This window comes from Polaribacter marinaquae (assembly GCF_038019025.1).
Lineage (GTDB): Bacteria > Bacteroidota > Bacteroidia > Flavobacteriales > Flavobacteriaceae > Polaribacter > Polaribacter marinaquae.
This window is the reverse complement of sequence record NZ_CP150496.1, coordinates 726035-748735: the sequence shown is the minus strand read 5'-3', so window position 1 is coordinate 748735 and position 22701 is coordinate 726035. Positions and strand designations below refer to the sequence as shown.

Sequence of the window (22701 nt, the reverse complement as noted above, 5' to 3'; positions counted from 1 at the left end):
TTTTGAATTTAGATTATCCAATAACATATATTAAAGGTGTAAGTGTGCAAAGAGCTGCTCTTTTGTATACAGAATTGGGTATTAAAACATGTAATGATTTACTTAATTTTTATCCTTTTAGATACATAGATAAAACTACTTTTTACGCAATAAAAGATTTACAACCAAGTACAGCAGAAGTTCAAATTGTTGGTAAGATTACTAGAGTAAAATCTGTGGCTCAAAAAAGAGGAAGTAGGTTAGTGGCAACATTTCAAGACGCTACTGGCACCATGGAACTAGTTTGGTTTAAAGGGCAAAAATGGATTAAAGATGCTTTAAAAATTAACGAGCCATACGTGGTTTACGGTAAATTAAACCATTATAATGGTAATTTTAGTATTCCGCACCCAGATTTAGAATTGGTTAAAGATTATAAAAAAAAGTTGCAAAGCAAAATGCAACCTGTTTATCATTCCACAGAAAAATTAGTAAATTCGGGTGTTTCTAATAAAATGATTCGAGGTTATGTGCAAAATCTAATTCAACAGGCGTTTGATATTATTACAGAGAGTTTATCTAAAGATATTTTAGAAGAATACAAGTTAATGCCCAAAAGAGAGGCACTTTTAAATGCTCATTTCCCTAAAAATCAAGAAAGTTTAGCCAAAGCACAAAGCAGATTAAAATTTGAAGAATTATTTTTTATTCAATTACAATTAGTTAGAAAAAAGCTAATTAATAAAACAAAAATTAAAGGTTTTGTATTTGAAAATGTAGGACCAATTTTTAATAATTTTTATTCAGAAAAACTTCCTTTTGACTTAACAAATGCACAAAAAAGAGTTTTAAAAGAAATTAGAAAAGATGTTGCCTCTGCAGCACACATGAACAGACTTTTACAAGGCGATGTTGGTTCTGGTAAAACAATTGTTGCAATTTTATCGATGCTTTTAGCTATCGATAACGGCTATCAAGCAACCATTATGGCGCCAACAGAAATTTTAGCAAATCAACATTTTACAGCAGTATCAGAATTATTAGAAGGCTTAAATGTAAAGGTAGATATATTAACAGGTTCTGTAAAAACAAAAAAAAGAAGAGAAATTCATCAAAATTTAGAAGATGGCACTTTACATATATTAGTAGGTACACATGCTTTGTTAGAAGATAAAGTTGTTTTTAAAAACTTAGGAATAGCAATTATTGATGAGCAACACAGATTCGGAGTTAAGCAAAGAGCTAAATTATGGGCAAAAAATACATTGCCACCTCATATTTTAGTAATGACGGCTACACCAATTCCTAGAACTTTAGCAATGTCTGTTTATGGTGATTTAGACATATCTGTAATTGATGAGTTGCCTCCTGGCAGAAAAGAAGTTAAAACTGTACACAGGTTTGATAGCAATAGATTGTCTGTTTTTAAATTTATGAAAGATGAAATAGATAAAGGCAGGCAGGTTTATTTAGTGTATCCGTTAATAGAAGAATCCGAAGCTATGGATTATAAAGATTTAATGGATGGTTATGAAAGTGTTGCAAGAGAATTTCCATCACCAAAATACCAAATAAGTATTGTACATGGTAAAATGAAACCTGCTGATAAAGAATTTGAAATGCAACGTTTTGTAAAAGGCGAAACACAAATCATGGTAGCCACAACTGTTATAGAGGTTGGGGTTAATGTGCCTAATGCGAGTGTAATGATTATTGAAAGTTCCGAAAGATTTGGACTTTCACAATTGCATCAACTAAGAGGAAGAGTAGGTAGAGGTGCAGATCAAAGTTATTGTATTTTACTATCTAGTTATAAATTATCTGAAGAAGCTAAAACACGTCTTAAAACAATGGTAGATACCACCGATGGATTTAAAATTGCTGAAGTAGATTTAAAATTAAGAGGTCCGGGAAATATTATGGGAACGCAACAAAGTGGTGTTTTAAATCTTAAAATAGCAGATGTAGTCAAAGATTCTAAAATTTTGGTTGCCGCTAGAAATACAGCTATTTCTGTTTTACAAGATGATAGTAATTTATCGAAAGAAGAAAACTTACCAATAAAACAAGCATATATAAAAATGACCAAATCATCTAAGATTTGGTCAAATATAAGTTAAACTTTTAGTTCATTTTTTACGGAGTAGAAGCTACCACAGCACCTAAAGCATATAATTGCTCTAAAGTTGGAGACTCGCTACCACCTTCATCTTCTAAAGTAATACCAAACGCTTCAGATTCATTTGCGTTTTCAATAGTGAAAATCTTATTAGTATCTGCTGTAAAAGTATCGATTGTACCTAAACTTGTAGGTGTTAAAGGACTCATTTTTAAAGACCAAACCTGGTAAACTTTACCTTTTGGTGGTTCTGGTAATCCTTTAGCATCTAAATAAATACTTTTTGTTTTCTTGTCCCAATAAACTTTAGCGTAAGAATCCGGAGAAACTTTCTGTCCGTCTAGTGGTACTGATATAATTTCTTTATCTCTAAAAACTGTAATTAGTTTTTCTGCTTCTGCTAAACTATTAGAAGCTTTCTCTATTTGTTCTTCAAGTTGTACTTTTTCTGATGCAACTTGTTCTTGTAATTTATTGTTTTTAGAAATAGACCAAATTAATGTACTTCCTAAAAGTACAGCAGCTGCCCAACCAGTAAACTGAGTCCAGTTAGTTTTGCGTTCTGCAATTTTAATTACTTTTGTATCGTTATTATTTATGCCCTTTAAAATATCTGTAAATAAATAAGTTGAATCTTTTTTTGCAGCAGCAGTTAATTTTACAATAGCATTTTCTATTGAGGTAACTTCGGCCAAAAGTTCTGGGCTTTTTTTAACTGCATTGTACACTTCTTCATTCTCTTTTTCAGAGAGAGAGCCTGCTACATACAGTTCTAAAATTCCTGATTCTATGTATTTTTGTATATCCATTATTAAACGCCTACCATTGTTCTTAATTCTGCAATACAATTTCTATTGCGTGTTTTTACTGTACCAAGTGGTATGTCTAATTCTTCTGATGCTTCTTTTTGTGTGTAGCCTTTAAAGAATAACAATTCTATTACAGATTTACATTTATCACCAAGGTTTTTTACAAACTCTTTAATGCCTATTGCATCTGTAGAATTATTTAGATTATCACTTGTTTCTAATATATCTACGAAAAAATCTGAGTTAAGGTTTTGTTTCGACTGCTTAAACTTCTTAGAACGAGTGTAATCTATAGCTGCATTTCTTGCTATATTTAAAATCCAAGTAAAAAATCTACCTTTTTTAGAGGAGTAAGAATCAGATTTGTTCCAAGCTTTTATAAAAACATCTTGTGTTATTTCTTGGGCAACATCGTCATTTTTTACGATAGTATTAACAACACCAGAAATACTATTACAATACATATTGTAAAGTTTTTCATAGGCTTTTACATCCTTTTGTTGAAAATCTATAACTAGTTTATCTAAATTCATAATTTCTATTAATTGCTAATCTATTAAATATAATTGATAATTTAACAAATATTAACATTTTTAAAATAGCTGTTTACTATTTTTAAAATCAATTTTTAAGCTTAACTGTTTGTGGGTCAGTAGTTTTTATTTTTAATCTTCTTAAACTGTTAAACTTTATTTTTTTCTAATAGAATAAAAGAGTTTTCGGCAATAATTATTTGTTTAAAATATTCTTTTAAAGCGAAATATTCTTCACTCGTATATGTTTTTCTATTGATACTAAAGCTAACATATAAATTTATTGTATTATCTTTTTGTTCTGACTTTATAATAAACGTACCTCCTTTATTAGGTAATGCAATTGCTTTGTTTTTCGGTAATTTAGATACTTTATATTCTTTTGGAATTGTTAAACTTAATGAAAAAGTACTTTTAAAAGGGTGTGCGAAATCTACCGGATAATTTCTTTCTTTTAATTTAAAAGGATTCACATTTATTCTTTCAAAAATAAAAGGGTTAATTCTAGCCGTGTTTCCTAAATCTTCATTCATAAAGATCTTAACTTTAAAAACTTCTGTAATAGGTTTCTCAATTAAATCTTTAGAAACAACTTTATAGTCTTCTACTTCTAGATCAACATGTTTAGATTCTACTTCATCTAAGTATGAATCTTTTGATAAACTTGCTAGTTTTTTTCTTTGTTTTTGTGCGTAATATCCTGTTTTTCTTATAAATAAGTTTCCAGTAAATACACCTTCTGCATTTAAAGTAAGTTTACTATTTATATTTTTATTTGAATTTATCGTTGGCTCTAAATAAGTCCAGTTTCCTTCTTTTTCATAATTTATAACCCTTGCTTCTCCGTTTAAAGTTCTTATCGGAACCAAGCCAAAGGGTAAAAATTTATCAGTAGCATCTAAATAATAATCTTTATCATCGATATTTACTTTAACGATTACGTAATTATAATCATAAATAACAGGATGTAGTTTTGTCGGGATACCATTATTTCTTGTTGATAATACAACTAAATTTGTGTTTATGTTTGCAGCCGTTAAACTATTATAAAGTGATACGTTTATTTCGCCAACATTGCCAGATTTTTCATTAAAAGCTGTTTTTACTTTTGCGTCTTCATTGGTCCAATTTTTATCATTCCATGTATAATGATTTTGAATAAACTTGTAAATTTCTTTTGCTTTTTTAAGTTCATTTTCTATTGAGAATAAATTTTCTGGTAAATTTTTTCTAAAAAAACTCTTCTTTGAAGTTTGATTGTTAAAAAATTGAGCTTTTAACTTTTTGTCTGCTTTTTTCCAAGTAGTTGTGTAGCTTGTTTTATCACCTCTCACATCTGTGTATGAGATTAAATCGAAAGTAATTCTTGCCAAATAATTTTTCTTACTTAGCATATATTCTTCTTTTTTAAAGGCCGGTACGTTATTCATACCATAAGAATATATAATACATGCACCTTCGCCAACGCCATCTATATAAACACATTTCTTTTTTATAGATGGATTATCTTTGTCTAAATTTAAATAGCCAATTAATCGAACATGGTATTTATAATTACCCAAAACAGCTGCGTCAAATTCACTTTTAATTTTTGGTATTTCAGATTGAAAAGTCCAATCGTCTAAACCTAAATATGGCGATAAAACACTGTATTTATATTCGATAACACTACCTTCTTTAATTTTAGAAAGTGTAAATTTTTTAGTTTTCCAGCTTTCACTATTTTCGATAGTAAAAACATCTTTATCCATAAGATTATTTTTTACAATTCTAGAATCATCATTGATATTGTATGTAATTGCTTTTAAATCAACTAATCTTTCTTTTTTGTATAAATCGATGCTAATATTTGCTAAATCGAAGGCAGATTTATTAAAGATTTTAATTCTGTAATAATAATCTGTTCTAGTATTATAATCGTTATTTGGATCTAGATAAACATTGGCATGTTCATATAAAACTACAGCAGCGGCAGTAGAATCTTTGTCATAAATAGACATTTTTAATTCTTTGAGTGTAGTTTTACCTAGTTTAGTAGATTTTTTTGCTTGTGCAATGTTAATAGATGTGTGTGTAAGTAATAGTAGTAGTAAAATTTTAATCTTTTTCATTTGAAAGTCTAACAATTTTTTTAACAGAGCTTGTATTTAAGTAGTTTTTAACAATAGTTTTTGCAAGGTTTTTATCTTCTATTGGTGTTAATACAGATTTTAAAATATCTAAACGATTTTCTTGATAAGCTAAATTTGTATAACCATAACCAAAAACCTCTTTGTTTTCTACAAGTATAACAGCGTGCTCTTCGACTTCTCTTCCTTTTTCATAAATTAAAAAATCTTCGTTGTTAAACTCGCGTAAGTTTGGTTTTCTTTTTTTTCTGAAGTTAAATTTTGGTGAAAGTATATCTAATTCTATATAATATTTAAGTCTAGTAAATAAATCGTTGCCAGTTTTTTCGAAAGAAATTGCAGCAGCTCTATCTTGAATTTTTACCGCTCTACGTGTTTGTTTTAAAAACAATTTATTTACTTCTGCTTTTACATTTTTGCCACGACCTAAAAAAATCACTTTGCCTTTTGCATCATGAATGTAAAATAAACCTTGTTCTTTTGGTACAGAATCGATAAGTTTCTGTAACCTCTCTTTTTCAACTCTTTTGTCGTGGTATTTTACAGAATTTTGAATAATAGATTTGTCGATGTCTTTCTCTAACAGAAGTTTAAAAAGTTGCACGGTCGCCAATGCGTCACCAGAAGCTCTATGTCTATCTGTCATTGGTATACCTAAGGCTTTTGTTAATTTACCTAAGCTATAAGAAGGTTGATCTAATATTAGTTTCTGACTTAATTCTACAGTACAAAGTGTATTTCTATTAAAATCATAACCTAATCTATCAAACTCGGTGCTTAAAATTCTATAATCAAAAGCAGCATTATGCGCAACTAAAGTACAATCTGTAGTAATTTCTATAATCCTTTTAGCAACCTCATAAAATTTAGGTGCATTTTGTAGCATTTTGTTGTTTATACCGGTAAGTTTTACAACAAATTTTTGGATTTCTTTTTCAGGATTAACAAGACTAATAAATTGATCTACAACCGAGTGTCCGTCAAATTTATAAATAGCAATTTCTGTAATGCCTTCTTCATTAAATTTACCTCCTGTTGTTTCAATGTCTAGTATAACGTACAAATTCTATATCTTTTTAAGCAATTAATTAGTTGTAGTTTCTATTACCAAAGATAGAACTTCCTACTCTAATCATAGTACTACCACAATCGATAGCTAAGTTATAATCGCCACTCATTCCCATAGAAAGAGTTTCTAACTTGCAATTGTCTTTAATTGTAGCAGTTTTATGTTTGTTAAAAAAGGCTTTTAATGATAAAAACTCTTCTTCTAGTTGTTTCTTGTTATCTGTAAATGTAGCCATTCCCATGAAACCTACAATTTTAATATTTTTTAAATTTTGTAATTCTTCAGAAATTAATATTTTTTCAATTTCATCAAAAGATAAACCAAATTTAGTTTCTTCCTTTGCTATTTTGGCTTGTAATAGACAATTAATTACTCTGTTATTTTTTTTGGCTTGCTTATCTATTTCTTTAAGTGTCTTAAATTTATCTACACCATGAATTAAATCTACAAAACTAGCCATGTATTTAACTTTATTGCTTTGCAAATGGCCAATCATGTGCCATTTAATGTCTTTTGGTAAAACCTCGAATTTGTTTACCATTTCTTGAATTTTATTTTCACCAAAAATACGCTGACCAGCATCATATGCTTCCTGTAAGTCTTCTACTGGCTTTGTTTTAGAAACAGCAACTAAAGTTACAGAACTTGGTAAACTTTCTTTTATTTGATTTAGATTTTCTGTAATCATTTTAAAATTCGTAAATAGTTAATGCACTTCTTAATTTTGGTTCTATATAGGTAGTTTTTGGAGGCATCAACAAACCAGCATCTACTATTTCTTTTAATTCTGATATGGTTGTTGGTAACATGCCAAAAGAAACTTTAAACTCGCCAGAATCTACTTTTGTTTTCAATTCTAAACTATCAGATTTATCTTGTGAATATACTATTTTAGAATCGTTTCTGATGTCTTCTATACCCAAAATTGGTTTTAAAACCGTTGTATATAATATTTGGGCATCTAATTTACTTAAAGAATCTGTAAAATTATATAAAGATTTGCGCAAGTATAAAGCATAAAACTCTCCATTAAGATACATGCTAAAATGGTGTTTCTCTTTTGGTTTGTACAACTCTTGTTTTCTGTTTTCTATTCTAAAAATAGTGTCTAATTCTATTAAAAATTCATGCGGAGTAAGGCCGTTTAAGTCTTTGATAAATCGATTAAATTCGTAAATACTTAATTGACTTTCTGGTAACAAATAACTCATAAAAAAGTTATAAGCTTCTTTACCTGTATGATTTGGGTTTTCTTTTGCTAGTCGATCTGCCAACAAACAAGAAGATGTTGATCTATGATGACCATCGGCAATATATAACGTATCAACCTCTTTAAAACCTTGTTCTATCTTTGCAACATCTGTCTTATCATTAACAACCCACAAAAGATGAGAAGTTTTATCTGTTGATGAAAACTCGTATTCTGCTCTTTCTTTAGTGTATTTTTTTATTATTGATGATATATCATCATTGTCTGGATATGTTAAAAGCACTGGTTCTGCATTAAAACCAGTGTTTTTTAAATAATTTTCAAACAACAGTTCTCTTTCTTTTAAAGTACCTTCGTGTTTTTTTATAACATCGTTATGATAATCTTCTACAGAAGTTGCAGAGATTATTCCGCAGAAAGAATTTGTTGCAGTAATTTTTTGATAAATGTAAAAACCAGGTAATTCATCTTGAAAGAAAATTTCGTCTTCTTTAAATTCTAAATATCTGTTATGAACCAATTTAAAGCGTAACTCTCCTGTAATATCTTGTTTGTGATATTTATAACCAGGATTTATAACGTGCAAAAATGTATACGGATTAAAAGCTAATTTAGAATTTAGCATTTCTGGTGTATAAACTTCATAAGATTTAGAAGAAACCAAAGCTGCTTTATCTCTTTTAGCTCTTACCGCTTTAAAAGGTTTAACAATTGCCATATTTTATCTTAAAAGTGCAATAATTTGAGATGCTAATTCTGCACCAATTCTTTCTTGTGCGTCTATACTTTCTGAACCAATGTTTGGTGATAAAGAGATCTCCGGATTCATTAATAATTGTACCGCAGGTGTTGGCTCTGTTTCAAAAACATCTAAACCAGCAAATTGTACTTTACCACTTTCTATAGCTTTTACTAAATCTACTTCGTGTAAAATACCTCCTTTTGCAGTATTGATGATTCCTACACCATCTTTCATTTTTTCAATTTCTACACCGCTAATAATGTATTCTTCTTGTGCTGGTGCATGTAAAGTAATAAAATCAGATGCTTCTAGAACATCATCTTTATCTATAGTTTCTATATTAATAGTAACTTTTTGACCGTTAAAAAAATCTATAGAAATTGGTGCTCCTGTAATTCTATCATCCGAAGCAATTACATTCATACCCAAAGCTAATGCAATTTTAGCAACAGCTTGTCCTGTTTTTTCAAAACCGATAATACCTAATGTTTTTCCGCGCAACTCTAAACCGCTTGCATAAGCTTTCTTTAAATCTTTAAAGCGAGTATCGCCTTCTAAAGGCATTTCTCTGTTAGAAGAGTGTAAAAACCTTGCCATTCCGAATAAATGTGCAAAAACCAATTCTGCTACAGCATTTGCTGTTGCGTTTGGTGTATTTATAACGTGTAAACCATTATCTTCTGCAAATTCTACATCTACATTATCTGTATTTACACCACTAATACCAATCAATTTAATACTTGGGCAAGCTTCTATTAACTCTTGTCTTACTTGCGTATTATTTTTAACCAATATTGCATCAATATTATTATCGTTTATAAAGTTTTCTAATTGATTTTGTGCAACTTTAGTAGTTAATACTTCAAAACCTCCTTTTTCTAAAGCGTCTATTCCGCTGTTAGAAATACCGTCATTTGCTAATATTTTCATTCTTTTATTTCAGTCTGTTCAAATTTGTAATTAAATAAGAACGGTTTGTATTTTATTTTTGATTTCTCTCAAATTCTTGCATTACATCTACCAAAACCTGTACACTATATAAAGGTAATGCGTTGTACATGCTTGCTCTATAACCACCAACACTTCTGTGTCCGTTTAAGCCATTTATACCAGCTTCTTTCCACATTTTATCAAAAGCTTCTTTTAAAGAATCATCTGTAATGTTAAAAGTTGCATTCATAATACTTCTATCTTCTTTAGCTACAATTCCTTCGAAAAACGGATTTCTATCAATTTCTGAATACAATAAATCGGCTTTTTTAGCATTTACTTTTTCAATAAATGGAATTCCGCCTAAATCTTTAAGCCATTGCAAAGTTAACATAGAAACATAAACAGCAAATACAGAAGGTGTATTAAACATACTATCTTTATCTATATGTACTTGATAATTTAACATAGAAGGAATGTGTCTTTCTACTTTTCCTAAAATTTCTTCTTTAATAACAACTAAAGTTGCACCCGCTGGACCCATGTTTTTTTGAGCACCTGCATAAATTAAATCGAACTTTTCGAAATCTAATTGCCTAGAAAAAATATCTGAGCTCATGTCACAAACTAAAGGAACATTTGTTTCTGGAAAAGTTTTCATTTGTGTACCAGCAACAGTATTATTACTTGTGCAATGAAAATAATCTACATCTTCTGGGATATTATATTCTTTAGGAATGTAAGAAAAACCTTTATCTTTAGAAGAACCAACTTCTATTAACTCGCCAAAAGCTTTTGCTTCTGTTATAGCTTTGTTAGACCAAGTACCCGTATTTAAATACGCAGCTTTTTTGTTTAATAAATTATAAGCAACCATTAAAAACTCTAAACTAGCGCCACCTTGTAAAAACAAAGCTTTGTAGCCTTTATTTTCTAAACCTAATAATTCTAGAGCTAAAGATCTCGCTTTTTCTATAACGTTTACAAAAGATTCGCTTCTGTGAGAAATTTCGATTAAAGATAAATTATCATCATTAAAATTTAAAATTGCTTCAGATGCTTTTTTAAGAACTTCATCTGGTAAAATACAAGGTCCTGCGCTAAAATTATGCTTTTTCATTTTTATAGTTGGTTGTGTTGTTGTTTTATATTTTAGATAAGAATTCTAATGTATTAATTCCGTCTGCATAATCCCATAATTTAGGATTCTGAGTTTCGCCAAAAGCAATTTCATTTTCTATAAAGTTGTTTGCAACAATACATTGAATTTTTTCTTTATCTTGATGTAGTTTAATTTTTAAATCTATTTCGTTGTCATAATATTCGTAAAATATTGTGGCAATAGGAGATGCGTAGCTTTCATCTTCTTTAATCATTAAAAAACCATTTTCTAATAAATCAAACTCGCTCATTAAATAAACAGCTTTGTTATAATCGTAATTATTGGCATATTTTGCATTGCCTATAATGTCTTTTTTAGCATACATTCCTGTAAAAAAAGCATCAAATTTATAATCTTTTGGCACATATAGTTTAGAAACACTTCTACAACCTAAACCAAAATATTGAAAAACATCATTAGATAATTTCGCAAAATCTTCTTCAGTTTCTTTACCTGTTAAAACCGCTACAGAATTTCTACTTTTTCTGATGATATTTGGTTTGTTTTTAAAGTAATATTCAAAGTAACGAGCCGTGTTGTCGCTACCAGTAGCAATTACTGCGTCAAAATTTTCTAATTTCTGCTCTGTAAAAGAGATGTTTCCTTTAAAACTAGAATTTACATATTCTAAATACTTGGCTAAAAAAGGTAGCAAATGTTTATCATTAGAAGATTGTTTAACCAAAACTGCATTTCCTGATATTAATACTGATAAAAAATCATGAAAACCAACCAAAGGAATATTACCTGCCATTACGATTGCCACAGTTTTAGCAGTAGCATCGTTTATCGAATTTTTAGAAACCCATTCTTCTAAGTTGTTTTTTGTTAATGCATTAGACCAACTTTCTAAAGAGAATAAAATATTATCTTTAGTAAACCAAGTATTATTTTCTTGAGCTAATTTTATTTGATGTTTAAATCCATCAAAAAAAAGATCGTTAAATTCTACACTTTCTTTTTTTGCTATTTTTTCTTGAGAAAACTGACTTAAAAATGCTCCTAATTTTACAAAAGCAGTAATTCTATTTTGAATACTATCCATTTATTTTGGTTGTAACTATTTTTGGCGTTATTTTTGCAATTGCAAAGGTACAAAACAGAAAAGAAAATTATGGCAATTATAATAACAGATGAATGTATAAATTGTGGTGCTTGTGAACCAGAATGTCCTAACACAGCAATTTATGAAGGCGCAGACGATTGGAAATATTCTGACGGAACAGATTTATCGGGAAGCGCAGTGTTACCAAATGGTAAAACAGTAAATGCAGATGAAGATCAAGAACCAATTTCTGATGAAGTTTACTATATTGTAGCAGATAAATGTACAGAATGTAAAGGTTTTCATGAAGAGCCACAATGTGCAGCAGTTTGTCCTGTAGATTGTTGTGTACCAGATGATGATAATGTAGAAACTGAAGAAGAATTGTTAGCAAAACAAAAGTTTTTACACAACGATTAATCTTTTTTAAGTATAAAATTTTAAAATCCTGAGTTTTTTACTCAGGATTTTTTTATGAATTCTTTTCTAAATAATTTATTATTAGCTGTCTGTTTTTCCATGACGATGCGTTGTGTTTTTCATGAGAAATATAAGTAGATTTTTTTTTGAAATCTTCTTTTGTGTAAGGTATTAGATTTTTATTTAGTGTTTTTGTCGGCTCGTTTAATAAAACTTCTGTTACATCATTTAGATTAACTTCTACTTTAATATTGAATTTTATTTTTTCTCTATTTTTTGAGTTTTCAATAAATTTTATAGGTCTATTTATGTACGCATAGTTTTTTATTTCCTGTTTTAGATAAGAAGCGTAAACGCTACCATTTTTGTCTTTTTCATAAAATAGAGTAGTGGCATCTTCGTTTTCTGAATATTTAATACCTAAAAGCCATTTTAAATTTACATGTTCACCTCGTTTTCCTTTTGCGTATTGATAAATTATTTTTTGTATGCTAAAATTAACAGGATTAATATATATTTTTCCGGAATATTTTGCTTTAGATTTTTTAGGTTTATACGATATAACGTACATTTTGCTACCATTTATAATTTCGCTTTTTTCTAAATATTGACTGTAAAATTTGCGGTTTAAAAAGTTGTTTTCGTCATTATTTAAAAAAAACGAACCTTTATTTTCTATAGTTCTTTTGTTATTTGTTATTCTAAAATTGCCAAAAGAATTGTCGTTTTTTAGAGAATCGGTTTTTTTAGAAACCTCTTTAAAAGATAAAGAGTCTTCAACTTTAAACAATCCTGTTTTTACTTTATATGTTTTATTTTTATCTAAATGTGTTAAAACAATATTCTGAATTTTATTTTGAATATTATTTAAGGTTATGCCATTAGACAATTCTTTTTTTCGATATCCTTCGACATTATCAACCTTAACAATAGAAACTTTTTTATTAGTCTTTTTTGGTTTTATACTTTGTGTATTAATCTTAGCATAAAATTCCTTAGAAAACTCAGGGCTTATATTTTTTAAATTTTTAGAAAAATTTTCAAAGTCTATTTGTGCCAATTTTCTATTTTGTTTATTAAGTAGAGAGCTAGATTCTAAATCTAATTCTAGTTTGTTAAAATCTATTTTTTGATTTTCGTAAACATATATATCTTGTTTATTACTAAAAGTAATATAATTTTTACGCATACTGTCTAAAGTTTTCTGTATTAAATTTTCTAAGGATATTTTATCAAATTTTAGCTCTATCTCTGCTAATTGATTTATATTTTCTAATAAGTAGACTTTGTATTTTTAGTTGATTAAATCATTAATAGTCAATGTTAAAGATTGATAACCCAAAGAAGAGAAAGTGATTTTTGTAGCATTTTTAAGTTGTAAATTATAATTGCCAAATTTATCGCTTACTGTACCTGTTTTATTGTTTGTTATAATTGCAACACGATCAATTGGTTTATTAGAAGTTTTCGAAAATACGTAACCAGAAATTTTTTGGGCGTTTAAAGAGAAATTAACAATTAAAACTGTTAAAAATAGGTGTAATTTTATTTTCATAGGATGCTTTTATTTCTAAAAGTATCATTTTTTATTATTGTAAAATAAAACCTTAAAAAGTTTAACAAAGTATTATATTTGCACTCTCAAAAATTTATGAAAGATTAACAAAAATTAGGTTAAATCTTTCTTTTATTAAATTTATTACACATGAAAGCCGGAATTGTAGGATTACCAAACGTAGGAAAATCAACCTTATTTAATTGTTTATCTAATGCAAAAGCGCAAAGTGCCAACTTTCCTTTTTGTACAATCGAACCTAATTTAGGTGTAGTAAATGTGCCAGATAAAAGAATAGAAAAGTTAGAAGAACTTGTGAATCCAGAGCGAGTTTTACCAGCTACAGTAGAAATAGTAGATATTGCAGGTTTGGTAAAAGGAGCAAGTAAAGGAGAGGGTTTAGGAAATCAATTCTTAGCAAATATTAGAGAAACAGATGCAATTTTACACGTTTTGCGTTGTTTTGATAATGATAATATTATTCATGTAGATAATTCTATTGATCCTGTTAGAGATAAAGAAACAATTGACATCGAATTACAATTAAAAGATTTAGAAACAGTTCAAAAAAGACTAGAAAGAGTAAAAAGAACTGCTAAAACTGGTAATAAAGAAGCGCAAGCAGAATTGGTTGTTTTATTAAAAATTGAAGAAACTTTATTACAAGGTACTTCTGTTAGAGCTTTAGATTTTTCTGAAAAAGAAATAGAATTTGTACAATCTTTGCAGTTTATTACGGCAAAACCTGTGTTATATGTTTGTAATGTAGATGAAGGTTCTGCAGTTTCTGGTAACGAATATGTTGAAAAAGTAAAAGAAGCTGTAAAAGAAGAAGATGCAGAAGTAATTGTATTAGCTGTTGGTACAGAGGCAGATATAACAGAATTAGACGATTACGAAGAAAGACAAATGTTTTTAGCTGATATTGGTTTAGAAGAAGCTGGTGTTTCTAGGTTAGTTCGTTCTGCGTATAAATTATTAAATTTACAAACGTACTTTACAGCAGGTGTAAAAGAAGTTAGAGCTTGGACAATACCTATTGGTTCTACTGCACCACAAGCAGCAGGAGTAATTCATACAGATTTTGAAAAAGGCTTTATTAGAGCAGAAACAATTTCTTATGAAGATTATGTTACTTTTGGTAGCGAAGCTAAAGTGAAAGAAGCTGGTAAAATGAGAGTAGAAGGTAAAGATTATATTGTAAAAGATGGTGATGTAATGCACTTTAGATTTAACGTATAATTACTTTTTAAATAAAATTATTAAAAATCCCAATAAGAAATTATTGGGATTTTTTTATCAAGTTTTTCAACCAATCATTAGGTATCATGTCTATTGTTAAGTTTATGCGTTCTTCATTACAATTGTTAGTAATTTGATGAGGCTTTGTTAAATCTAAATACCAACATTCGCCCGGTTTCATATTTACAGGTGTTTTGTTTAGATTAAAAACCATTTTATCATTATTTAAAATAGGTATTGTAATTCTAATTACAGATTTTTCTACCGTTAGTCCTAAAGTTGGGTCTGTGTGTTCTTTTACTTCAGAATATGGTGCAAGCCTTAATAATCTAACTAAAGTTACTGTTGTATTTTTTTGAAATTTTTCAACAATACTTTTTAGATATACTGATTTTTCTAAAGACTTTGTATTTAGCCATTTTGTCCAAGAACCATCGGCATAATCTTTCGCAGGTGGCGGAAAAGGTAAAGACGAATCTACTATATGAGCAGGACCTCGTAATTGGATTACATTATAATAAACAAAATCTTCATGGCATAAAATTTTTGCTTCTTGCGATAGTTTTTCAATATCAAAATTAAAAGGCAGTTGTACTCTGTCTTTAGTTATTTCTAAAATTTTATTCTGAGTCTCCATAAATTTATACTTAAAATTATTTACTACTCGAAAATAGAGGTTATAATAAAGATAAAAATGAGTATAAATACGTGAATTTTAATAATCGCTATTTAAGTCATTTTAATCTGTAAATAAATATCTAATGTAAAAACTTATTTTGTTGATTGATAAAGGAGTTTCTATTTAAAATTAATAAGGTATAATTAGTAAATGATTTTACAGATTAAAAATAAAAAATCTCATTATCTGTAAATAGATAATGAGATTTTTAAATTATAGGAAATAGATATTTATTTCTTGATATAATTCTCTGGAATAGAAAAACTATCTCTAAAACCTTCAACAAATTTTATGTTTGTAATTTTAGCATTTCCAATTTTATCTGTTAAACCATCTTTAGAATTCCATCCGTAGAAATCCCAATTTGTAGCAATAGAAATACCTTCTATTTCTGTATAATCTGTATATTTTATAGCATGAGGATCTGCTTCTGCAGCTTCTTTAGTTTTACCAGCAGTTACAATATATGCAACGTGTTCTAGTAAATCAGTTTCGTTATTTTTATAAACAACATACCAATCATCTGGTGCATCACCTGTATTTGCCTCAAAACTTAGTTTAGCCGTTTTTAAGTTATTGTTAGCTTCTTCTGTTTTATGATTAAAATCCCACTTTGTACCGTTGTCGTTTAACTTATAAGGAAATAGGAAAAAATAATTCCAAGTATAGGCATGAAAACGCACTCCAGGATTTGCTTTTAATCCATCAGAAACAAAAATATCTTGTTTGTTAACATAGATTTCATCACCTTTTTTATATGCTATTTTAGCAATATCAGAAGAAGTAGAAACGGTAATGTTAGCGTTTAAAATTTCATTTCCTCCAAAATTTATAACAGCATCGTATTGTATAGCTTCTTTTGCTAAGAAAATATCTTTTTTGTGTGCAGTTTCTATAACTTCAGCAAAATTTTTAGAAACAGTTTCTTTTTTAACTATTTCTGTTGTTTTTTCGGTTTTAGGTTGTTGTTTGCAACCTGTAATAATTGCAGCACCAATAATGGCTGTAAAAAGTAATTTCTTCATGTTAGTTTAATTGAAAATTTAATTTAAAAATGATTAATCGTTTTTATGCTCAAAGCCTTACAAAATTTTAAGACTAATTTCCTTTAATTCTCATCCAAAGATCAGACATTAGGTTTTTAGCATCATTTTTATCTTTTTTTACTTCTATAAAAGTTACGTTCTCGTTTTCATCAACATTAATTTTATACTTAAAAACAAAATTTTCTGCATTTTGACGCATGCTTAGAGTTCCGAATCTTAAATCATTAAAATATAAATCAGAATTTTGTTTGTTAATAGTGTACCAACCTTTAGAAATTGAAATCATTCGTTTTACTTTTTTATTATTTTTTAAATTTCCTAATAAGTGATGATTCTTGGGATAATGCGAAAATTTGATTGGGTTTTTATCAAAAAAAGATGAATGCCCAATTAAAAAAGTATTTTTAGTTTCTACGTTTGCAGACCATAATATGGTATTTAAGGGCGCAGGTTTGGTTGCAATTTTAGAATAGATAATGTTTTGATTATTTAGCTCTTTGGTGAATTTCTTGTAAGAAAGACCTTTTAAAATTAAGGTAATAGCTAAATAAGAAGTACTTATTATCAACCCTAAATTATTATAAGTTTTTCTCTTTTTAGAAGTTCTTTTTTGAAACATTGCTAAAAGCACAAAAATGATAAAAGGTAATGTATATAGTGGGTCTACAACAAAAACATTTTTAAATGCTAATCTTATATCTAAAGGCCAAAATAGTTGTGTACCCCAAGTTGTTTGTGCATCTAAAATAGGATGTGTTATAAAGGCCCAAAAAAAGAGCAAAGTCCAATCTTTAAAATTTTTATATTTCTCGAATTTTAAAACTACAAGAGCAAAAATTGGAGCAAATATTACAGAGAACAAAATAGAATGAGTAAAACCTCTATGGATTTCTAAAGCAGTTACGGTATCTGTAAAAAAGCTAGAAATTACGTCTAAATCTGGTATTGTGCCTGCAATAGCACCATACAACATTGCTTTATTGCCAATTTTTTTGCCTAATACGGCTTCACCAACAGCAGCGCCTAAGACTATTTGAGTTAAAGAATCCATAGGTTTAGAGTTTTAATTAGTAATAACTTTTTCTAAATTTTTTTTCGACGGAAAAGTCAATTAAGTTCATAAAGTTTTCATGCACACCAAGTGTTATGTCTAATTTTAATTCTTCAATAAACTTTAAAATTAAGGTAGATTTAAACTGCAAATCTGGTACAGAAACATATTTTTCAAAAAGATTACCAATACTTTTGTAGTAAAGCTGTTCAAAACTATTAAGGTTTTCTGGCTTTTCAGAAACGTATTCGTAAGAATTTATTTTAAAAGATTCTAAAACGCTACCTACATAATTTTTGTGCAGAATTTGTTTAGGGTTTACTATGTTTAGTTCTTTTATAGTCGGATTTAAAAAAGCATGTAAAATTGCTTTAGAAACAAAATCTACAGGAACGATGTTTAAACCACTTTCTTTATCAATCCAAATTCTAAAATTATTTTTAGATTTTTTAGCGTACTTGTCTAAAAAGATTGCCCAAGAATAAAATACATCAAATTTAGGAGTTTCAAAAAAAGGTGCATCTAATAATCTACCGCAAATAATACTTGGTCTTAATATTTGTGCGTCTATATTTTTTAATTTGCAGGTTTCTTTTACATAAAATTCACTTTCATATTTAGATTTCTCATACGGATTTCTAAAATTTGTGACGTTATAATTATCAATAGTGTCGTTTACTTTTTTATCTTGAATACCAAATGAATATGCAGTACTTATGTATAAAAATCGTTTTACATTTTTAGGTAGTTCTTCTAAAAGATTTTTAGTTACTAAATAATTTTGAGCATGAACAATTTGTTTAGAATCTGTTGTGTGTAATAAACTTGTAGAGCCTGCACAATGTATAACAGTATCGAAATTATATTTGTTTAAAACCGTTTGATCTATAGATTCTAGATCATGAGAAATAACGGTGATTTTTTCTAAACAAGCTTCTATTGTAAAATTATTCAAAAACTCAGGACGAGATTTATCTTTAAGAATTGCTAAAAGTCTTTCTTCTGCAGTTTTTTCGTGAGCTCGAATTACTACATAAAGATGATTAACTGTTTTATCTACAATAGCTTTGCGTAACCATTCGAATATAATGTGACTACCAACAATTCCTGTACCGCCAGTTAATAAACAATTCATATAATTTTTTTTTGAAGTAATTAAAAAGTGAAATTAGTTCTTTAAACTAAAAAACCTCACAAATATGTGAGGTTTTTCTAAAATATTTATCCTTTATAAAAAGGTAGTTTTACAATTGTGGCTGGTATTATTTTTTTTCGAATTTGAATATTAATTCGAGTACCACTTTTTGCAATATTTGTGGGTACATATCCTAAACCAATACCTTTATTTAAACTAGGGCTCATGGTACCAGAAGTTACGTTACCAATTACGTTACCTTCAACATCAACAATATCATAACCTTGTCTTGGTATACCTCTTTCATTTAATTCAAAAGCAACTAATTTTTTTGTTGGTTTTTCTGCTTTTTGTTTTGCCAAAGCTTCAGAATTTACAAAATCTTTAGAAAACTTTGTAATCCAACCTAAACCTGCTTCTATTGGCGAAGTAGTATCGTCTATATCATTACCGTATAAACAATAACCCATTTCTGTTCTTAAAGTATCTCTTGCAGCTAAACCAATTGGTTTTATACCAAATTCTGCACCAGCTAAGAAAACTCTATTCCAAATTTGTTCTACTTCTTCATTTTTGCAATAGATTTCAAAACCACCAGAACCGGTATAACCCGTAGCAGAAATAATTACATTTTCGATACCTGCAAAATCACCAATTTTAAATTTATAAAATGGTATTTCAGATAAATCTAAAGAAGATAAAGATTGCATTGCATCAACAGCCTTTGGACCTTGAATAGCTAGTAAAGAATAATCTTCTGATAAGTCTCTTAAATCAGCATTAAATTCTTTATTGTAAGAAGAAATCCAGTTCCAGTCTTTTTCTATGTTAGATGCATTTACCACTAAAAGATATTCGTTTTCTTTAATTCTGTAACAAATTAAATCATCTATAATACCGTTTTCAGTATTCGGTAAACAGCTATATTGTGCATCTCCAATTTCTAATTTAGAAGCATCATTAGAAGTTACTTTTTGTATAAGTGCCAAAGCATTTTCACCAGAAACTAAAAACTCACCCATATGGCTTACGTCAAAAACACCAACAGATTCTCTTACCGTTAAATGTTCTGCAGTAACGCCTTCGTATTGAACCGGCATATTGTAACCAGCAAAAGGTACCATTTTAGCGCCTAATTTTTCGTGAACTGAATGTAATGCAATATTTTTCATGTATAGATTTCTTAAATTTAGCGCTAAATTATTGAAAAATTCGCAATTATCAATCACTAATATTTTGTTAATATTTTTAACTAAAAAATAAATAATGTTACATTTGGGTAAACAACTTATAAATCAGCTACAATGCAGCCATTCAAATTTATTTTAATTGCTTTTTTAGCAATTACATGCAACGGATTTTCACAAACACCATCAGATTTTTTATCCAAAGATTTTCATAAAAGTAAAAGAGATGCTTTACGTGCAAAAATGCCAAAAAATTCTGTAGCCGTAGTATTTGCAAACCCTTTAAGAAACAGAGCTAATGATGTTGATTATGTTTTTCATCAAGATCCTAACTTTTATTATTTAACTGGTTATAGAGAACCAAACGGAGTTTTAGTTTTGTTTTCTGAAAATCAAACCGATGAAAACGGATTAGTTTATAACGAAGTTTTATATGTTCAAAAGAAAAATAAAAGAGCAGAACAATGGAATGGTAAAAGGTTAGGAGTCGAAGGAGCAATAAATGAATTAGGTTTTAAAGTAGCAAAAAATGGCGAAGATTTTATAAATGATAAACTAGATTTTAAAAAATTTGATAGAGTTTTTATCGAAAAATTTAATGACGATTATAGAAATTCTGCCAGAGAAAAAGCAGAGGTGTATGATTTAGTATTGTCTTTTAAAGAAAAAGCAGATTTTAATCCAAAAAACTTTTTGTCACCATTAAAAAAGCAGATTTACGAAATGGTAAAATCTACACCAATAGAAAACAGTGCAAATGTTGCGCAGATAATTGGTAGAGCAGTTGCTTATGATGCATCTTTAAAAAATGATGAGGATTTAATGAAATTTAAAGAAGCTACAGATGTTAATTTAAAGAAAGATTTACAGCAAAAGATAGCCTTAAAATTAAATGCTAAAACAAATATTGATGTAACTTTTTTATCTAGAAATTTAGCAACTTTAAGAGAGGTTAAAACAAAAGAAGAATTGGTTTTATTAACTAAGGCAGTAAGAATCTCTGCAATTGGGCAAGTAGAAGTAATGAAAGCCATGAAACCTCATATGTCTGAAACAGAATTACAAGGTATACACGAGTTTGTTTATAAAAAATATGGTGCAGAATATGAAGGATATCCTTCTATTGTTGGTGCAGGAAATAACGGTTGTATATTACATTATATAGAAAATAATAAAACAAAAGTTGGTAACGATTTAGTTTTAATGGATTTAGGCGCAGAGTATCGAGGTTATACGGCAGATGTAACCCGTACAATTCCGGCAAACGGTAAGTTTACAGAAGAACAAAAAGCCATTTACGAAATAGTTTACAAGGCTCAAGAAGCAGGTATTGCGGCTTATAAGATAGGAGAAAGTATGGCGAAACCAAATCTAATTTCTAAGAAAATTGTAGACGAAGGTTTGTTTAAATTGGGCATTATAAAATCTATTGACGAAAAACATCCATATTATCCTCACGGAACTTCACATCATATTGGTTTAGACGTGCACGATCCAGGAAATTATGGTAATTTTGAAGAAAATATGGTGGTTACTATGGAACCAGGAATATACATTCCGGAAGGAAGTAACTGCGATAAAAAATGGTGGGGAATTGGTATTAGAATAGAAGATGATATTTTGATAACTAAAAGTGGGCCTAAAAACCTTTCTGCCGAAGCACCAAGAACCGTAGAAGAAATCGAAAAAATGATGGCTAAAAAGTCTGTCTTAGACGATTTTGTTTTACCAGATTTAGATAAATAAATGAGTAAAACAGCAATCATATTAGGTGCAACAGGTTTAACGGGTAATTTACTTTTACAAAAGTTAATTGCAGATGCTTCTTATACAAAAATCAAACTTTTTTCTAGAAGTGCTGTAAATATATCATCAAGTAAAATAGAAGAGCATTTAATAGATATGTTTGCGTTAGAAGCGCAAAAAACACTTTTTACAGCAGATCAAGTGTTTTGTTGTATTGGCACAACAGCGGCAAAAACAAAAGACAAAGAAAAGTACAAATCTATAGATTATGGCATACCTGTTACTGCCGCAAAATTAACCAAAGCAAACAATATTGCTACTTTTGTAGTGATGTCTTCTATGGGCGCAGACGCAAAAAGTTCTGTATTTTACAACAGAATTAAAGGCGAAATGGAAAGAGATATTTTAGGTCAAAAAATAAAAAACACACATATTTTAAGACCTTCTTTAATTGGTGGTAAAAGAGATGAGTTTCGTTTAGGAGAAAGTATCGGTAAAGGAATTATGAAACTCTTAAATCCGTTGTTTATCGGGCCTTTAAAAAAGTTCAAAATGATTCATCCAGATAAAATTGCAACTTGTATGAAAACGGTCGCAAATACTTCTAATAACAAATCAATTATAAATTCAGACTTAATTTTAACGATAGCAAATTCTAATAATAATGAGTAAAGAACAACCAAACAACCCAATGCACGGTATAAAATTGGCAACAATTTTAGAACAATTGTTTAAAGAATATGGTTGGGAAGAATTAGGAGATCGATTAAACATAAATGCTTTTAGAAATAACCCAACATATAAATCTTCTTTAAAGTTTTTAAGAACAACACCTTGGGCTAGAGAAAAAGTAGAAAAGTTTTACGAAAGAAATATGTTATAATTTTTTTTTGAAGCTTTTTCCTGCTTTTCG

22 protein-coding genes are annotated in these 22701 nt (G+C 28.7%); 6 read left to right on the top strand and 16 right to left on the bottom strand.

Going from position 1 to position 22701, the window contains the following annotated elements; all coding sequences use genetic code 11:
• Positions 1-2: 2 nt before the first annotated feature.
• Positions 3-2099 carry an ATP-dependent DNA helicase RecG gene (recG, locus tag WG950_RS03490; protein ID WP_340934171.1) on the top strand — a complete coding sequence of 699 codons (2097 nt, stop codon included), beginning with the start codon at positions 3-5 and terminating at the stop codon, positions 2097-2099.
• Between the two features lie 16 nt (positions 2100-2115).
• On the opposite strand, the gene WG950_RS03485 is transcribed toward recG, so the two are convergent.
• The 9 genes from WG950_RS03485 to WG950_RS03445 all read right to left on the bottom strand — a co-directional run bounded on the left by WG950_RS03485 (position 2116) and on the right by WG950_RS03445 (position 11727).
• Positions 2116-2907 (bottom strand): anti-sigma factor, encoded by a 792-nt coding sequence (locus WG950_RS03485; protein WP_340934170.1) that lies wholly within the window; start codon positions 2905-2907, stop codon positions 2116-2118.
• 2 nt (positions 2908-2909) lie between these two features.
• Positions 2910-3440, bottom strand: coding sequence for an RNA polymerase sigma factor (locus WG950_RS03480; protein ID WP_340934169.1), 531 nt, complete (start codon positions 3438-3440; stop codon positions 2910-2912).
• A 149-nt stretch (positions 3441-3589) separates the two neighbouring features.
• Positions 3590-5551 carry a hypothetical protein gene (locus tag WG950_RS03475; RefSeq protein ID WP_340934168.1) on the bottom strand — a complete coding sequence of 654 codons (1962 nt, stop codon included), beginning with the start codon at positions 5549-5551 and terminating at the stop codon, positions 3590-3592.
• Positions 5538-6632 carry a 3'-5' exonuclease gene (locus WG950_RS03470; protein WP_077809032.1) on the bottom strand — a complete coding sequence of 365 codons (1095 nt, stop codon included), beginning with the start codon at positions 6630-6632 and terminating at the stop codon, positions 5538-5540. Before WG950_RS03470 ends, WG950_RS03475 begins: the two co-directional genes overlap by 14 nt.
• Positions 6633-6657: 25 nt before the next feature.
• Positions 6658-7326 carry a YggS family pyridoxal phosphate-dependent enzyme gene (locus WG950_RS03465; protein ID WP_077809033.1) on the bottom strand — a complete coding sequence of 223 codons (669 nt, stop codon included), beginning with the start codon at positions 7324-7326 and terminating at the stop codon, positions 6658-6660.
• 1 nt (position 7327) lies between these two features.
• Positions 7328-8566 (bottom strand): DUF1015 domain-containing protein, encoded by a 1239-nt coding sequence (locus WG950_RS03460; RefSeq protein WP_340934167.1) that lies wholly within the window; start codon positions 8564-8566, stop codon positions 7328-7330.
• A 3-nt stretch (positions 8567-8569) separates the two neighbouring features.
• The gene (locus WG950_RS03455) at positions 8570-9520 is read right to left on the bottom strand and encodes a D-2-hydroxyacid dehydrogenase (RefSeq protein ID WP_340934166.1); all 951 of its coding nucleotides are present in this window, start codon (positions 9518-9520) and stop codon (positions 8570-8572) included.
• 52 nt (positions 9521-9572) lie between these two features.
• Entirely contained in the window at positions 9573-10640 is a 1068-nt protein-coding gene (gene serC, locus WG950_RS03450) for a 3-phosphoserine/phosphohydroxythreonine transaminase (protein WP_340934165.1), read from the bottom strand.
• A 25-nt stretch (positions 10641-10665) separates the two neighbouring features.
• Positions 10666-11727, bottom strand: a complete 1062-nt coding sequence (locus tag WG950_RS03445; protein ID WP_340934164.1) for an acyl-CoA reductase — start codon at positions 11725-11727, stop codon at positions 10666-10668.
• Positions 11728-11796: 69 nt separating this feature from the next.
• On the opposite strand from WG950_RS03445, the gene WG950_RS03440 reads away from it, so the two are divergent.
• Entirely contained in the window at positions 11797-12147 is a 351-nt protein-coding gene (locus WG950_RS03440; RefSeq protein WP_340934163.1) for a 4Fe-4S dicluster domain-containing protein, read from the top strand.
• 52 nt (positions 12148-12199) lie between these two features.
• On the opposite strand, the gene WG950_RS03435 is transcribed toward WG950_RS03440, so the two are convergent.
• Together WG950_RS03435 and WG950_RS03430 are read right to left on the bottom strand one after the other, a co-directional pair.
• Complete coding sequence (locus tag WG950_RS03435) at positions 12200-13336, bottom strand: hypothetical protein (RefSeq protein ID WP_340934162.1); 1137 nt, start codon at positions 13334-13336, stop codon at positions 12200-12202.
• Between the two features lie 105 nt (positions 13337-13441).
• Entirely contained in the window at positions 13442-13702 is a 261-nt protein-coding gene (locus tag WG950_RS03430; RefSeq protein ID WP_340934161.1) for a carboxypeptidase-like regulatory domain-containing protein, read from the bottom strand.
• 150 nt (positions 13703-13852) lie between these two features.
• Here WG950_RS03430 and ychF point away from each other — a divergent pair, with 150 nt between their 5' ends.
• A complete protein-coding gene (ychF, locus tag WG950_RS03425; protein ID WP_077809040.1) occupies positions 13853-14944 on the top strand; it encodes a redox-regulated ATPase YchF in 1092 nt (363 codons plus the stop codon).
• 40 nt (positions 14945-14984) lie between these two features.
• Here the strand turns inward: ychF and WG950_RS03420 are convergent, their stop codons facing one another.
• The 5 genes from WG950_RS03420 to gcvT form a co-directional block, all read right to left on the bottom strand.
• Positions 14985-15581 carry an aspartyl/asparaginyl beta-hydroxylase domain-containing protein gene (locus WG950_RS03420; RefSeq protein ID WP_340934160.1) on the bottom strand — a complete coding sequence of 199 codons (597 nt, stop codon included), beginning with the start codon at positions 15579-15581 and terminating at the stop codon, positions 14985-14987.
• 272 nt (positions 15582-15853) lie between these two features.
• A complete protein-coding gene (locus WG950_RS03415) occupies positions 15854-16648 on the bottom strand; it encodes a hypothetical protein (protein WP_340934159.1) in 795 nt (264 codons plus the stop codon).
• Between the two features lie 73 nt (positions 16649-16721).
• Positions 16722-17720 carry a metal-dependent hydrolase gene (locus WG950_RS03410; protein WP_340934158.1) on the bottom strand — a complete coding sequence of 333 codons (999 nt, stop codon included), beginning with the start codon at positions 17718-17720 and terminating at the stop codon, positions 16722-16724.
• Positions 17721-17736: 16 nt separating this feature from the next.
• Positions 17737-18855 carry an SDR family oxidoreductase gene (locus tag WG950_RS03405; RefSeq protein ID WP_340934156.1) on the bottom strand — a complete coding sequence of 373 codons (1119 nt, stop codon included), beginning with the start codon at positions 18853-18855 and terminating at the stop codon, positions 17737-17739.
• An 86-nt stretch (positions 18856-18941) separates the two neighbouring features.
• Complete coding sequence (gene gcvT, locus WG950_RS03400; RefSeq protein WP_340934155.1) at positions 18942-20027, bottom strand: glycine cleavage system aminomethyltransferase GcvT; 1086 nt, start codon at positions 20025-20027, stop codon at positions 18942-18944.
• A 132-nt stretch (positions 20028-20159) separates the two neighbouring features.
• Here gcvT and WG950_RS03395 point away from each other — a divergent pair, with 132 nt between their 5' ends.
• The 3 genes from WG950_RS03395 to WG950_RS03385 are packed head-to-tail and all read left to right on the top strand — an operon-like array spanning position 20160 to position 22671.
• Positions 20160-21788, top strand: a complete 1629-nt coding sequence (locus tag WG950_RS03395; protein ID WP_340934154.1) for an aminopeptidase P N-terminal domain-containing protein — start codon at positions 20160-20162, stop codon at positions 21786-21788.
• Positions 21789-22460: an NAD(P)H-binding protein gene (locus WG950_RS03390; RefSeq protein WP_340934153.1), complete on the top strand. Its 672-nt coding sequence runs from the start codon at positions 21789-21791 to the stop codon at positions 22458-22460.
• Entirely contained in the window at positions 22453-22671 is a 219-nt protein-coding gene (locus WG950_RS03385; protein WP_077809049.1) for a VF530 family DNA-binding protein, read from the top strand. The genes WG950_RS03390 and WG950_RS03385 overlap by 8 nt, the downstream gene beginning before the upstream one ends.
• Positions 22672-22701: the final 30 nt, after the last annotated feature.